This window comes from Allobosea sp. GW821-FHT10B12 (genome assembly GCF_059415545.1).
Window position 1 is genome coordinate 100008 of the sequence record NZ_JBWKNL010000005.1, and the last position, 14420, is coordinate 114427.

At 67.3% G+C, this 14420-nt stretch carries 13 protein-coding genes; 6 read left to right on the forward strand and 7 right to left on the reverse strand.

Annotated elements, in window-relative coordinates; genetic code table 11:
• Position 1 precedes the first annotated feature (1 nt).
• From AC07O0_RS18120 to murA, 5 genes are all read right to left on the reverse strand, one after another.
• On the reverse strand, positions 2-406 hold the full coding sequence (locus AC07O0_RS18120) for an arsenate reductase/protein-tyrosine-phosphatase family protein (protein ID WP_494625082.1): 405 nt from the start codon (positions 404-406) through the stop codon (positions 2-4).
• A 46-nt stretch (positions 407-452) separates the two neighbouring features.
• On the reverse strand, positions 453-926 hold the full coding sequence (locus AC07O0_RS18125; protein ID WP_494625083.1) for a UPF0262 family protein: 474 nt from the start codon (positions 924-926) through the stop codon (positions 453-455).
• A 48-nt stretch (positions 927-974) separates the two neighbouring features.
• Positions 975-2267 (reverse strand): histidinol dehydrogenase, encoded by a 1293-nt coding sequence (gene hisD / locus AC07O0_RS18130; protein WP_494625084.1) that lies wholly within the window; start codon positions 2265-2267, stop codon positions 975-977.
• A 23-nt stretch (positions 2268-2290) separates the two neighbouring features.
• Positions 2291-2731: a DUF2948 family protein gene (locus tag AC07O0_RS18135; RefSeq protein ID WP_494625085.1), complete on the reverse strand. Its 441-nt coding sequence runs from the start codon at positions 2729-2731 to the stop codon at positions 2291-2293.
• Between the two features lie 95 nt (positions 2732-2826).
• The gene (gene murA, locus AC07O0_RS18140) at positions 2827-4116 is read right to left on the reverse strand and encodes a UDP-N-acetylglucosamine 1-carboxyvinyltransferase (RefSeq protein ID WP_494625086.1); all 1290 of its coding nucleotides are present in this window, start codon (positions 4114-4116) and stop codon (positions 2827-2829) included.
• 722 nt (positions 4117-4838) lie between these two features.
• Between murA and AC07O0_RS18145 the strand changes: the two genes are divergently transcribed.
• The 4 genes from AC07O0_RS18145 to AC07O0_RS18160 all read left to right on the forward strand — a co-directional run bounded on the left by AC07O0_RS18145 (position 4839) and on the right by AC07O0_RS18160 (position 11359).
• Positions 4839-5801 (forward strand): enoyl-CoA hydratase-related protein, encoded by a 963-nt coding sequence (locus tag AC07O0_RS18145; protein WP_494625087.1) that lies wholly within the window; start codon positions 4839-4841, stop codon positions 5799-5801.
• Between the two features lie 175 nt (positions 5802-5976).
• On the forward strand, positions 5977-8328 hold the full coding sequence (locus AC07O0_RS18150; protein ID WP_494625088.1) for a putative bifunctional diguanylate cyclase/phosphodiesterase: 2352 nt from the start codon (positions 5977-5979) through the stop codon (positions 8326-8328).
• Positions 8329-8447: 119 nt separating this feature from the next.
• Entirely contained in the window at positions 8448-9893 is a 1446-nt protein-coding gene (locus tag AC07O0_RS18155) for a dihydrolipoyl dehydrogenase family protein (protein WP_494625089.1), read from the forward strand.
• 11 nt (positions 9894-9904) lie between these two features.
• The gene (locus AC07O0_RS18160; protein WP_494625090.1) at positions 9905-11359 is read left to right on the forward strand and encodes a sensor histidine kinase; all 1455 of its coding nucleotides are present in this window, start codon (positions 9905-9907) and stop codon (positions 11357-11359) included.
• Between the two features lie 56 nt (positions 11360-11415).
• Here AC07O0_RS18160 and AC07O0_RS18165 read toward each other — a convergent pair whose 3' ends face one another.
• The gene (locus AC07O0_RS18165) at positions 11416-12042 is read right to left on the reverse strand and encodes a S24 family peptidase (protein WP_494625091.1); all 627 of its coding nucleotides are present in this window, start codon (positions 12040-12042) and stop codon (positions 11416-11418) included.
• 190 nt (positions 12043-12232) lie between these two features.
• On the opposite strand from AC07O0_RS18165, the gene AC07O0_RS18170 reads away from it, so the two are divergent.
• Both AC07O0_RS18170 and AC07O0_RS18175 read left to right on the forward strand, forming a co-directional pair.
• Positions 12233-12574 carry a DUF952 domain-containing protein gene (locus AC07O0_RS18170; RefSeq protein ID WP_494625092.1) on the forward strand — a complete coding sequence of 114 codons (342 nt, stop codon included), beginning with the start codon at positions 12233-12235 and terminating at the stop codon, positions 12572-12574.
• Positions 12571-13659, forward strand: a complete 1089-nt coding sequence (locus AC07O0_RS18175) for a quinone-dependent dihydroorotate dehydrogenase (RefSeq protein WP_494625093.1) — start codon at positions 12571-12573, stop codon at positions 13657-13659. Before AC07O0_RS18170 ends, AC07O0_RS18175 begins: the two co-directional genes overlap by 4 nt.
• 8 nt (positions 13660-13667) lie before the next feature.
• On the opposite strand, the gene AC07O0_RS18180 is transcribed toward AC07O0_RS18175, so the two are convergent.
• A complete protein-coding gene (locus AC07O0_RS18180; protein ID WP_494625094.1) occupies positions 13668-14312 on the reverse strand; it encodes a GNAT family N-acetyltransferase in 645 nt (214 codons plus the stop codon).
• Between the last annotated feature and the right edge of the window lie 108 nt (positions 14313-14420).

Genomic DNA, 14420 nt, shown 5'->3' on the forward strand with positions numbered 1-14420 from the left:
ATCAGGACCGCAGCCGCACCTTGATGCGCTGCATCAGCCCGTCGCGGACGGAACGATAGGCGTCGAGCACCTGCTCTCGCGAACCTTGAACGATCGTCGGATCAGGCGTCGGCCAGTACTCGACCTCGGCGGCGACCGTGCGGGTCAGGTCGAGGGCCTTGTGGTGCGCCTCAGGCGAGAGCGAGACGATCAGGTCGAAGTTGAGGCCTTCCCACTCCTCGAGCTCTTCGAGCGATTTGGGCCTGTGCTTGCGCGCATCGATGCCGATCTCGTCGAGAACCTCCAAAGCGAAGGAGTCGACCTCGCCCTTGCGCGCTCCGGCAGACTGGACATAGACCGATTTGCCGAAGAAGTGCTTGGCCATGGCCTCGGCCATCGGCGAGCGCACCGCATTGTACGCGCACATGAACAGCACGCTCTGGAGCTTGCGCGGTACGGGCGGCTCCAAACGCTCAGCCCTTCCAGTGCAGCGCGTAGATCAGGGTGAAGAGCCGGCGGGCCGTCTCGCGGTCGATCTCGACCTTGTTCGCCAACCGCTCGACCAGCAGCACGGCCGCTTCGTCGTGCAGGCCGCGTCGGCCCATGTCGATCGCCTCGATCTGCGAGGGCGTCGCGGTGCGGATGGCGGCGTAGTAGCTGTCGCAGACCAGCTCGTAGTCCTTGATGATGCGCTTGAGCGGGGTCAGCGAGAGGTGATGGGTGACGACCGGTGCACCCTCTGCGCTCCTGACCTCGAAGGCGAGGCGGCGCTCGACCAGAGCGAGATGAACGGCATAGGGCCCGCCGTCGAAATCCGGCAGAGCGAAGTGGTTGCGCTCGATCAGGTCGTAGATCGCGACGGCGCGCTCATGCTCCTGGTCGGCGCTGCCGCGCCCGAGCGAGGCTTCGTCGAGCGTGACGGCGACCAGATGGTTGCGTTCCGACATGTCCCCTCCGGCGCAGGCAGATGTCGGCGCAGAATCGCCGCGCCGATGTCAGCCGTTGAGCCGGATCGTCACGGAACGTGCGTGAGCCTGCAAGCCCTCGGCCTCGGCAAGTTCGGTCGCGGCGCCGGCGAGCGCCCGCAGCGCTTCAGGATCGCATTTCAGCAGGGAGGTACGCTTCATGAAATCGGGCACGCCGAGGCCCGAGGAGAAGCGGGCCGAACGGGCCGTCGGCAGGACATGGTTCGAACCGCCGACATAGTCGCCGATCGCCTCGGGCGTATACCCGCCCAGGAAGATCGCGCCGGCATTGCGGATGCGCGCCGCCAGGCCCTCGGCACCGTCGGCGATGATCTCGAGATGCTCCGGCGCAAGCCGATCGACCAGCGGGATCGCATTGTCGAGCGCTCCCACCAGGATGACGGCACCGAACTCGCGCCAGCTCGCCCCTGCGATCTCGGCGCGCGGGAGCGTCTTGAGCTGACCCTCGACCGCGCGCTCGACGGCATCCGCCAGCGCGGCATCGTCGGTGATCAGGATCGACTGGGCGGCGGTGTCGTGCTCGGCCTGGGCGAGCAGGTCGGCGGCGATCCAGTCGGGATTGGCGCTCGCATCGGCCAGCACCAGGACCTCGGACGGACCGGCGATCATGTCGATGCCGACCGTGCCGAAGACGCGGCGCTTGGCGGCGGCGACATAGGCATTGCCGGGGCCGACGATCTTGGCCACGGGGGCGATCGTCGCAGTGCCATAGGCCAACGCGGCAACCGCCTGCGCGCCGCCGACCTTGTAGATCTCGTCGATGCCGGCGAGCTTCGCTGCAGCGAGCACGAGCGGGTTGCCCTCGCCGCGCGGCGTCGGCGCGACCATGACGAGACGCTCGACGCCGGCGACCTTGGCCGGCACGGCGTTCATCAGCACCGAGGAGGGATAGCTCGCCGTGCCGCCCGGCACATAAAGGCCGACAGCCTCGACCGCGCTCCAGCGCCAGCCGCTCTCGACCCCGAGTGCATCGCGCGACCAGGAATCGGCCGGCTTCTGGCGCAGATGATAGGCTTCGATCCGGGCACGGGCCGTCTCCAGCGCGGCGAGCTGCTCGCGGGTGCAGGCGGCGAGCGCTGCCTCGATCTCGCTCTGCGTGACGCGCAATGTCTGCGGCGTCAAAGCGAGCTTGTCGAAGCGTTCGGTGTAGTCGATCAGCGCCGCGTCGCCGCGGGTGCGGACATCGGCGATGATCGCCGCCGCGACCTGGTCGACATCCTCCGAAACCTCGCGCTTCATCGCGAGCAGGGCCGTGAATTCCCGCTCGAAACCGGCATTGCGTGCATCAAGCCTGATCGGCATCGGAGATCCTGACCGAAGGGGGATCAGCCGGCGTCCGGGTGGGCCGGCGTCGCGACGGCTTCCCAGATCGGACCGAGATCCTTCATCTGCGCCTCGATGCATTCGACATCGAGGCGGATGGCGGCACCGTCCGAAAAATGCAGGGTCACCTGCCCGGCCGGACCGTCGCTCTCATCGAAGGTGACCGCGAGCAGGCTGAGCACAGCCTCTCCGGCCGCGACCCCGGTGCTGCGCGCGGCCGTGACGCGCTCAAAGTGGAGCGCGGCAAGCCGCCGGCGCTTCTGGCCCTGGGCTGCGCCCTCCCAGTCGAAGCGGCGCAGCGCCAGGGCGAAGCGCTTCTCGGCCGGGAGATAGGCGATATCACCGCGCTTCAGCACCGCATCCTGCAGATGTGCCGAGATCACCGACAGATCGTCGGCGTCCAGGGCGATCAGTTTCAGCGGCTCGGCGGCGGGATCGGACATAGAGACTCTGGTTTATCGCATTTTCTTCACGCGAACCGGGGTCCACTTCGCTCGAAAATGCTCTCGGCCCTATCTGGCGGGGGCGTCGCCTATCGTCAACCGCTGATACGCTCGACCTGGGCGCCGCAACGGCCGAGCTTGGCCTCCAGCGCCTCGAAACCGCGGTCGAGATGGTAGACGCGGTTGATCATGGTCTCGCCCTCGGCGACGAGGCCGCCGATGACCAGCGAGACCGAGGCGCGAAGATCGGTCGCCATCACCGGCGCGCCGGTGAGCTTCTCGACGCCGTCGACATAGGCCGCATCGCCGTCGAGCCGGATCTTGGCGCCGAGCCGGGCGAGTTCCTGCACGTGCATGAAGCGGTTCTCGAAGATCGTCTCGCGAATGCGCGAGGTGCCCTTGGCCTTGGTCATCAGCGCCATGAGCTGGGCCTGGAGATCGGTCGGGAAGCCCGGGAAGGGATCGGTGGTGACGTCGACCGGCTCCAGCGCGGCGCCGTTGCGACGGACGCGGATGCCCTCATTGGTCTCGGAGACGTCGACGCCGGCCTGGCTCATCACGTCCAGCGCCGCCTGCAGCAGATCGGCGCGCGCGCCTTCGAGCAGGACATCGCCGCCGGTCATCGCCACCGCCATGGCATAGGTGCCGGTCTCGATCCGGTCGGGCAGGACGGCATGATGCGCCCCGCCAAGGCGCGAGACGCCGCGGACGGTGATGGTGGAGGTACCGGCGCCCTCGATCTTCGCGCCCATCTTCTCGAGGCAAACGGCGAGATCGACCACCTCCGGCTCGCGCGCGGCGTTCTCGATCACCGTGGTGCCCTCGGCCAGGACGGCGGCCATCAATGCAGTGTGAGTGCCGCCGACCGTCACCTTCGGGAAGACGATTTCGGCGCCCTTCAGCCCCTTCGGCGCGCGGGCCAGCGCATAGCCGCCCTCGATGGTGATAGTGGCGCCGAGGCGTTCCAGCGCCATCAGCAGGAGATCGACCGGGCGCGTGCCGATGGCGCAGCCGCCCGGCAGCGAGACCTTGGCCTCGCCCATGCGGGCCAGGATCGGCGCGATCACCCAGAAACTCGCCCGCATGGTCGAGACCAGCTCGTAGGGCGCGCAGGTATCGACGATCTGGCGGGCGGTCAGCGCGACGGTCTGACCGGTCTCGGCGCTCTGGCCGACGCGCTTGCCGGCAACCGAGCGGTCGACGCCGTGATTGGACAGGATGCGCGAGAGCGCACTGACGTCGGAGAGACGCGGGACATTGGTCAGCGTCAGCGTCTCGTCGGTGAGGAGGCTCGCGATCATCAGCGGCAGTGCCGCGTTCTTCGCGCCTGAGATCGGGATCACGCCATTGAGGCGCTGGCCGCCGGTGATGCGGATACGGTCCATCGGGCTCGTCCTGCAGGACGACCGGCAGTGATGCCGGCCGGAAAGGGGGAATCAGGACCGGGGGGAGTCGGCCTGGGCGGGCGGTAGCTGGTCCTCGGCCGCCGTATCCGAGGCGCGCCTAGCCCTTGCCTGCGCCTTGCGGCGCTTGAGATTCTCGCGGAGGGCGGCAGCAAGGCGCGCCCTTCTCTCATCCTCGGCTTCGGTCTGGCGGCTCAAAGCGTCAGCTCGTCGGAATGTCTGCGGCAGTGGGCCACAGGCGTTGGTTCATGGTTAGCCGCTTGGCCTGACCTGGACAAGCGGAAGTGCCTCCCCTTAACGCGACCGATTGCGGCACAACTGCGGCGCAATCAGTCCCTGCCTGAGACAGCCCTGTTTCAAGCGTTCTGCCCTTCGCACCGGGGCGGGAACCGCATTGTCGCGATCAGAGCCCGGCAATCAGCCATGGCGGCCGCAAAGCGTCGCCCGATTGGTAAAAATTTCACTATCTCGGCAACCCTGACCGACCGGTGTTATGCTGGCACGCCCATTGCGTGCATCGACGCCAACGACAGCGGCACCAACGGGACAACCGACAGATGCGTTCTCCAGTTCTGAGCCAGCTTCGAGCGTAACGAATAAAGCCTAACGAAATTAACCATTTCCAGCGGTTTGCGTTTACAGATTATTAACTTTCTCTACCCTCGGCGGCGTCGAGGGGTGCGATACGAGGCGGAGACGAGACGATGTTTCAGAGCTATGCACCGACGACGGGCGAGCAGGCCGTTGCCGAGCTCGCCAATGGCGAGGTGATCGAAGCCATCCGCCATCAGGCCGGCTTCCTGCCGGAAGTGCAGCTCGCCTATGAGCCGCAGCTGCGGCTGCTCTGGGTCACGATCAAGCCGGAGCTGAAGCCGGTCTTCACGCTGCAGCTGCTCGAGAGCCTGGGCAAGGTGCAGCAGGCCGTCATGGATCTCTGGGGCGCGCCCGAGCAGTATCACAACGCCCCGGTACGCTTCCTCGCCTTCCGCGGCACCGGACCGTTCTTCACCCTCGGCGGCGATCTCGACTTCTACCTGGACTGCCTGGCCAAGAACGACCGCCCGGCGCTGGCCGAATACGCGCGCCTCTCGGTCGAGGACGCGCTGCGCAACGCCAGCGGCCTCAACGGCCTGGCCGTCACCCTGTCGACGATCCACGCCAAGGCGATCGGCGGCGGCATCGACGCGCCGCGCTCATGCAACATCATGATCGCCGAGGAGCAGGCCTCGTTCGTCTACCCCGAGATCAAGTTCAACCATTTCCCGATCACCGCCGTCGGGCTCCTGTCGCGCCGGATGGGCCAGCGCGCCGCCGAGCACATGCTGCAGTCCGGCGAGGAGATGAGCGCCGCCGAGTTTCTGGCGGCGGGTGGGCTGGAAGCGGTGGTGCCGACCGGCACCGGCGAGGACTGGATCCGCAAATACGCCGCCGACTCGCTGCCGATCCACGCCGCCCGCACCGCGCTGTTCTCGGCTTTCAACCGCCGGGCCGGCAATCTGCGCGAGGAGCTCGAATATCTCGGCGAGCTCTGGACCGACTGCATGCTGCGCCTGCACCCGAGCGCGATCTCCAAGCTGCAGCGCATTGCCCAGACACAGGACCGCATGCTCTCGCGCGTCTATCAGCGGGAAAGCGAGGAGCGGCTCGCCGGCGCCGGCGCGGCCTAGACAGGCCTCGCCAGGGCCCGCGGGACCGGCATTTCAGCCGATTGCGCGACTCTACCGCGTAACTCTCATGAAACTTTTACCTTTTCCTCTTAGAGCCGTTAGGTGACGCGGCAAAAGGTCAGGTTTTTCAGCCGCCTCTCCAGAGACCGTCACAAGGCAGGAGTGGATGGCGGGAGTGCCGAACCGGTTGCGCAACGCCAGCGCAGACAGGGCGATCGCGGAGCAGCCGGTCGAGCACGATGGCCGGCACGCGGTCGACCTTGCCGATTATCGCCTGCTCGTCTCCTCGCTGTTCTCCTCGCCCGGCTCGATCATCCCCGGCGGCATCGCCGGCATTCTCACGCCCCTCCTGTGCTGGATCTCCACCAGGATCGACCTGTTCATGACGCTGACGGTCTGCGTCGCGCTCGTCGTCCTCATGCGGATCGTGACGGTCGTCTGCTATCGCCGGCTCGACCATTCCGAGGATACGCTCGCCCAGACCAGACGCTGGGACCGGGAGTATTTTCTCGGGGCGACCGTGTTCAGCGCCGTGCTCGGTTTCAGCTGCTATGCCGCGCTTGCCTGGACCGACGATCCCGCCGCCCACATCACCTCGGTGTCGTCGACGATCGCGCTTGCCTCCGGCTATGTCGCGCGCAATGCCGGACGGCCGAAATTCGTCGCCGTTCAGCTGCTGACCTTCTGCGTACCGATGGCGATCGGCCTGATCCAGGCGCACAACCCCTACTATCAGTACATCGGCTATTTCGCCTTCCTCTATGTCGTCGCCAATATCGCGATCACCAATTCGCTGCACCGCAACCTCTTGGCGCTGAGCGATGCGATGAAGCAATCCAAGGCGCTGGCAACCGCCCTGCGCTCGCAGAACCTGACGCTCGACGCCGCACTCAACACCATGATCCATGGGCTGGCGATGTTCGATCGCAAGCTCGACCTTGCGGTCTCGAACGCGCCGCATGCCGCCCTCTACGGGATTCCAGAGACGCTGGCGCTATCGGGCACGCCGATCAGCGCGATCGCGCGCTTCCTCGTCGAACGACAGGTGATGACCCCCGAGCAGGTGCGCGACATCAAGGCGGCGCTCGACGGCGTGCAGGCGACGCAGCAGGCGGCCGTCTATGAATTGCAGTCCCGCAACGGCCGGATGCTGGTCGTCACCATCGCGCCAGCGGCTGAAGGCGGCGTCCTGATGCTGACCGAGGACGCGACCGAGCGGAAGGCAACCGAAGCGCGGATCGAGCAGATGGCCCGTTTCGACGAACTGACGGGTCTGGCCAACCGCTTCGAGTTCAATACGCAGCTTGCCGACGCCTTCCGTCGGCATGAGCGGACCGGCGAGACTTTCGCCCTGCTCTATATCGACCTCGACGGCTTCAAGCAGGTCAACGACAATCTCGGCCACGACATCGGCGATCGTGTGCTGATCCAGACGGCGGCGCGTCTGAAGAGCGCGATCCGCCATAACGATCTGCTGGCGCGCTTCGGCGGCGACGAGTTCGTGCTGATCCTGCCGGCAACCGATGTCGCGACGGTGCGGATGATCGCGCAGCGCATGATCGAGACGATGGACCGCGCCTTCGAGCTCGAGACCAAGACCGTCTACGTCACCGCCAGCATCGGCATCGCGCTCGCGCCGACCGACGGTATGACGCCCGCCGACCTGCTGCGCCATGCCGACACGGCGCTCTACAAGGCCAAGGCCGCCGGCCGCAACACCGCGACCTTCTTCGATCCGGCCATGGCCGAAGAGATGCTCGAGCGCCACGAGATCGAGGTCGACCTGCGCCAGGCCACCGCCGAGGGCACGCTCGAGCTGTACTACCAGCCGATCATCGACCTGCGCACGCAGGAGATCGTGACGCGCGAGGCGCTGATGCGCTGGCGGCACCCGACACGCGGCATGGTGCCGCCCGGCGTCTTCATCCCGATCGCCGAACAATCCGGCTTGATCGCCGGCATGGGCGACTGGGCGATCCGCCAGGCCTGCCGCGACGCGACAAAATGGCCTGATGGCATCGGCGTCTCCGTCAATATTTCGCCGCTGCAGTTCCGCGAGCCGGGACGCATCGTCGAGACCGTCAAGAACGCGCTGCTGCTCGCCCATCTCGCGCCCGGCCGCCTGACGCTCGAGGTGACGGAATCGCTGCTGATCGAGGACAACAAGACAACGCTCGACGTGATCAACGAGCTGCGTGCGATCGGGGTGAAGTTCGCGCTCGACGATTTCGGGACGGGCTATTCCTCCCTCGCCTATCTCTCGACCTACCCGTTCTCGCAGGTGAAGATCGACCAGAGCTTCAGCCGCGACGTCAACAGCGACGAGGCCTCCAAGGCGGTGATCGAGGCGGTCTGCCAGCTCGCCCGACGCCTGTCGATGAACGTGGTCGTCGAGGGTATCGAGACCGAGGCGCAGCGCATGGCGGTGCAATTGCTCGGCGCCCAGCGGGCGCAGGGCTATCTGTTCGGGCGGCCGCAGCCGGTGTCGGAATTCAGCAAGGGCGACGAACCGCGCAAGATCGCCTGAGGACAGTCTCCCCCTCTGTCGGCCTCGGCTGCTTCCAGCCTACTATCGTCTCAGCGAACTTGATTCCGCCGCAGCGGCAACGCATCTGCACGAGCAGGACAGCGACCGGGAGACGCGGCGTGAGCCAAACCGCCAGCCCATCGGCCAGCAAGGAGCCGCTGACGCCGGATATCTGTGTCATCGGCGATGGGCCGGGCGGGCTCGCGGTCGCGACCGCCGCCGGATTGTTCGGTGTCCGGACCGTGCTGGTCAGGCAGAGCGGAAGCGCGCTTTCCCACAACGAGGGAGCGCGCGGCCAGGCTTTGCGCGCCGTCGCCGAGCACAGGCGGACCATCGCGAACGCCGCGTCCTTCGGTCTTCCACGCGATATGGGCGAGATCGACTATGGGCGCATTCGGGCTCATCTCGACCAGGTTGCAGCGAAACGGGCCGCAAACGAATCGGATGAGCGCCTCACCGCCCTCGGCATCCTCGTGCTCAGAGGCGAGGCGCGCTTCCAGAACCGCCATCAGATCACGATCGGCGAAACAGCGGTCAAGGCACGTCGCTTCGTCATCGCGACCGGGTCCTTGCCGGCGATGCCCGACATTACCGGCCTCGCCGACCTGCCCTGCCTGACCGAGGACAGCATCTTCGAGCTGGCGAAGCGGCCGGACCGACTGATCGTGCTTGGCGGAACGGCGGCTGCCGTCGAGCTGGCGCAGGCGATGCGCGGGCTCGGCAGCGACGTCGCTCTGATCGCCCGGGAAGGCCTCCTGCCGGAGGAGGACCCGGAAGCGGTCGGTGTGCTCCGGCGCGGCCTGCTCGGCGACGGCATCGTCTTGCACGAGGGCCGGGTGATCCTGCGCGCCGAGAGCCATCGCCAGCGGCCCTGCCTCATGCTCGACGGCGACATCAGGATCGACGGCACGCATCTGCTGGTCGCGAATGGGCGCAGGCCGAACATCGCCGGCCTCGAGCTCGACCTCGCCGGCGTCCGCAGCGACGATACCGGCATCATCGTCGACGCCTCACTGCGCACCGCCAACCGCAGCATCTACGCCGTCGGCGATTGCGCCGGTGGAGCCGCAAGCGGGATGGTGTCCAGCCATGCCGCCCAGCATCAGGCCGGGCTCGTGCTCCGCAACGCCCTCTTCCGCCAGCCGGTCCGCTTCAAGCGCGAGCTGGTGCCGCGCACCGTCCATGGCAAGCCGGAGCTGGCCAGCATCGGCCTGAGCGAAGCGCAGGCGCGGGCGCAGGGCGATATCCGGGTTCTGCGCTTTCCCTATGCCGAAAGCGGGCGCGCCCAGGCCGAGCGGCGAAGCGAAGGGCTGATCAAGCTGATGACCGACCACAAAGGCGGCATCCTCGGCGCCGTCATCGCCGGGGCGCAGGCGGCCGAGCTGATCGTGCCCTGGAGCCTCGCCTTGCAGAAGCGGATGAACGTCAAGGAGATGGCCGGGCTCATCGTGCCATCCCAGAGCCTGTCGGAGCTGTCGCAAAAAGCCGCCCTCTCCTTCCAGGCGCCGCTCGCGGCAAAACCGGGTATCCGCCGCCTCATCGGCTTCCTGCGCCGTTTCGGATAGACTGGCTGTTGATGTCAGTAAGACGGTTCGATCCCAATACACTGTCGATCAGCGTCCCGCGCGGCCCGACGCAGCTCGGCCTGTCGGCCAAGTTGCTCGTGCTCACCATCCTGTTCGTGATGCTGGCCGAGGTGCTGATCTACCTGCCCTCGGTCGCGAATTTCCGGCGCAACTGGCTGAACGACCGGCTTGCGGCGGCGCAGATCGCCGTGCTGGTGCTCGAAGGCGCCCCGGCCGAAGGCCTGCCGGAAGGCAGTGAGGAGCGGTTGCTGGCCGGTGTCGGCGCCTCCGCGATCGCTGCACGTGTCGGCGGGGCGCGCCGGCTGCTCAGCCTCGATTCGATGCCGCACGAGGTCGCCAGGACCGTCGATCTGCGCGACCAGAGCTGGATGCAATCGATCGTCGAATCGGTGGCGACGCTGGTCAGTCCCTCGCACGAGATGCCGATCCGGGTCGTCGGGCAGGCAGTGGGCGCTGCCGATTTCGTCGAGATCGTGATCGACGAACGCCCGCTGCGCCACGCCATGTTGAAGTTCTCGGTCAACCTGACGCTGGTCACGCTGGTCATCTCGATCCTGACCGCGGGGCTGGTCTACCTTTCGCTTAACTGGCTGATCGTACAGCCGATCCGGCACCTCGCCGCCAATGTGATGGAGTTCGAGCACGATCCGGAGAATCCGCGCCGGATCATCGAGCCGACAGAGCGCGCCGACGAGATCGGCGAGGCACAGCGGGCACTGGCGCGTATGCAGGCGACGCTCGCCGACGACCTGAGAGCCAAGAAGCACCTCGCCGAGCTCGGCCTAGCCGTCAGCAAGATCAATCACGACCTGCGCAACATGCTGGCAGCGGCGCAATTGATGTCCGACCGGCTGACCGAGACGCGCGATCCCAAGATCCGGCGCTTCGCGCCGCGCCTGATCGCGACACTGGGGCGCGCCATCGATTTCTGCCAGGCGACGCTCGCTTACGGCCGCGCCGCCGAGGCGACGCCGGCGTTGCGCAATGTTGTGCTCCGCCAGCTCGTCGCCGAGCAGGCCGAGTTGCTCGGCCTCGGCGACAACGGCACGATCGGCTTCGCCAACGAAGTCCCGGCCGAAGTGATCGCGCCATGCGATCCAGACCAGATGGCGCGGGTACTCTCCAACCTGATGCGCAACGCGATCCAGGCGCTCGACAGCGTCACGGAGGCCGGCGAACGCACGCCGATGCTCAGGATCAGCGCCGGCCGGCGCCATGAGGAGATCGTCCTGCGCATCGCCGACAACGGGCCGGGCGTACCGCCGCGGGCGCGCGACAACCTGTTCCAGGCCTTCCGCGGCTCGGTCAATCCCGGCGGCACCGGGCTCGGCCTCGCCATCGCCGCCGAGCTGGTGCGGCTGCACGGCGGCATGATCGCGCTCGAACCGTCCGAGATCGGCGCCGTTTTCACGGTATCGCTGCCGGCGCAGCGCGTAGCTGCCTGAGACGTCCGAGCATCGGCTTTGCCCGAAAACCGGTTCCCACTTTTCGGCCCGATGCTTTACTGGCTCGCCCAGATCACGCGGGCCATGAAGGCGATCTCGGTGAGCGCCAGCACTCGGTCGGCATGTTCGGGATTGAGCGAGGCGAGCTCGATCGTCTTGGCGGTCTGGCGCCTGAGCTGCTTGGCCAGGACTTCGCCGTCGACGGTCTTGACCACGACCCGGTCGCCACGGCGGATCGCAGCGCCGGGCGAGACGATGATGGTGTCGCCGTCGCGATAGAGCGGCAGCATCGAATCGCCGGCGATCTCGAGCGCATAGGCCTTCTCGTCCTGCAGGCCCGGAAAAGCGACCTCATCCCAGCCGGAACCGACCGGGAAGCCGCCATCGTCGAAGAAGCCGCCCGACCCTGCCTGGGCGAAGCCGATCAGCGGGATCGTGCGGGCCGGCGCCGCGCCGCGCCGCACCACATTCATGAACTCGTCGAAGGAGGCGCCGGTGGCCGAGAGGATCTTGGCGATCGACTCGGTCGAGGGCCAGCGCTCGCGGCCGTCGACGCCGATGCGCTTCGAGCGGTTGAAGGTGGTGGCATCGAGCCCGGCCTTGCGAGCGAGGCCCGAGGGCGTCAGGCCATAGCGCTGGGCGAGCGTGTCGATCGCGCTCCAGATCTGGTCATGGGACAGCATCGCGGAGAGGCCTCGTTCCTGATGGTGCCGGTGCAAAGCGGGGATCGAGATAGGAAATATCCCCTATTCAATAAGAATTCAATCTGATTCGCGCTTGCAATCAGCCGCGGGCTGAAGAAATCCGGGAGCCGGCCGGGTGCGGCACGGTTTCCGCTTTTGCCGAAGGCCGTCAGACGATATGTCCGGCGTCATGCCGCTCATCTACAAGATCTGTCCCGAAGCGCTCTGGCGCGAAGCCGAGGCCGCAGACCTCTTCCGGGGAGCGCCGGTCGACCTCGCCGACGGCTTCATCCATTTCTCGACCGGGGCGCAGGTCCGCGAGACCGCAGCCAGGCATTTCGCCGGCCAGGATGATCTGCTGCTGATCGCCTTCGACGACGCCAAGCTCGGCGAGGCCCTGCGCTACGAGCCCTCGCGCGGCGGGGCGCTGTTCCCGCATCTCTATGCCACGCTCGACCCGAAGCAGGCGCGCTGGATCGCACCGCTGCCGTCGGGCAAGGCCGGCCATGTCTTCCCGGAGGGTGTCGCGTGATCGGAGCGCTGTTCGGCCTGGCCCGGCCGCTGATCCACAAGCTCGACGCCGAGCAGGCGCACCGGTTGACGATCGCGGCGCTCGCCGCCGCGCCGCCGCTGCGGCCGGCGGCCGATCCGCCCTCGCTCGCGGTCGAGGCTTTCGGCCTGCGCTTTGCCAACCCGGTCGGGCTCGCCGCCGGCTTCGACAAGCATGCCGAGGCGATCGATGGCGCGCTCGGCCTCGGCTTCGGTTTCGTCGAGATCGGCGGGGTGACGCCGTTGCCGCAGCCGGGCAATGCGCCCCCACGCGTCTTCCGCCTGCCGGAGGACGAGGCGGTGATCAATCGCTACGGCCTCAACAGCGAGGGCATGGAGGCGGTCGCGGCGCGGCTGGCCGCCCGCCGCAAGAAGGGCGGCATCGTTGGCGTCAACCTCGGCGCCAACAAGGACTCGGCCGATCGCAGCGCCGATTATGCGGTGCTGGCGCGCCGGCTCGCGCCGCTCGCCGATTTTCTCACCGTCAACGTCTCCTCGCCAAATACGCCCGGCCTGCGCGATTTGCAGGCCGAGGACGCGCTCGACGACCTGATCGCCCGCACGCTCGCCGCCCGCGACGAGGCTACCGCCGGAGCCAAGCCGACGCCGGTGCTGATCAAGATCGCGCCCGACCTCTCCATGCCCGAGCTCGACGGCATGGTCGCGGTCGCCCGCCGCCGCAAGGTCGACGGCATGATCGTCTCGAACACGACGGTCGCCCGGCCGGAGAGCCTGCGCAGCGCCAACAAGGCCGAGACCGGCGGTCTCTCGGGCAAGCCGCTCTTTACGGCCTCGACGCGCATTCTCGCCGAGACCTTCCTGCGGGTGGAACGTCAGTTCCCGCTGATCGGCGTCGGCGGCATCGATTCCGCGCAGACCGCCTTCGCCAAGATCCGGGCCGGGGCGAGCCTGGTACAATTCTATTCGGCGATGGTGTTCAAGGGGCCGGGGCTGGTCGGCGAGGTCAAGCGCGGGCTCGACATGCAGGTGCGCAAGGCCGGGCTGCCGCGCCTCGACGCGCTGGTCGGGCGCGATGCCGAGGCGATCGCGCGCGGGGAGATGGGCTGACCGCGCGTTCAGCCGCCGCTGCCATGGGGCGACAGCGCGAGACCGGCACGCAAGACTCCGTTTCGATCAGGCTGCGCCGGACGCAGCATCGGCGTCAGGACCGGCGACGATCCGTGCTGGATGGTTCCGAGTATTTCGAACCCGTGTCGCTGATAGAGTGGGATATTCCGCGGGTTCGACGATTCCAGATAAGCCGCGACGCCGTCGCGGTCGCAGCGCGCGAGCGCATGGGTCATGAGCGCGCTTCCGATTCCCTGCCCCTGCCGCGCCGGATCGGCGCCGATCAGCGGCAGATACCAGTGCGGGACCTCCGGATGATAGCGCGCCATCGAATCGAACACCGCTTCGACATCGGGCAGGATCGCCGGATCGGCGTTTGCCGTGATCAGGCGGTCGAGCGCCTCGATATCCGGCTCCACGCCCGGCGGCAGCCACAATGCTGCACCGCCGAGATCATCGCTGACATAGGCGCTGTCGCTGTCATAGGCAGCGGCGCCGAATGCACGGATCAGGTCGGGCATCACGGTGAGATAGGTCTGCGCGTCTCTCAATGACCAGCGCGCCATCGGATCGGTCGCGAAAGCGAGGCCGATGACCGCCGAAACGGCACTTTCCTCGCTGCGGGTTGCGGAACGGACAGCAATGGAGGCCATGGGATGGTCCGTGGTTGCGATCAGCTCGCACGGATATGGGGTCGCCGGCACGCCGGCGCCATACGGCGGGTGCGCTTGGCGGCTTGGCGCCGAGCTGTCGGGAAACCG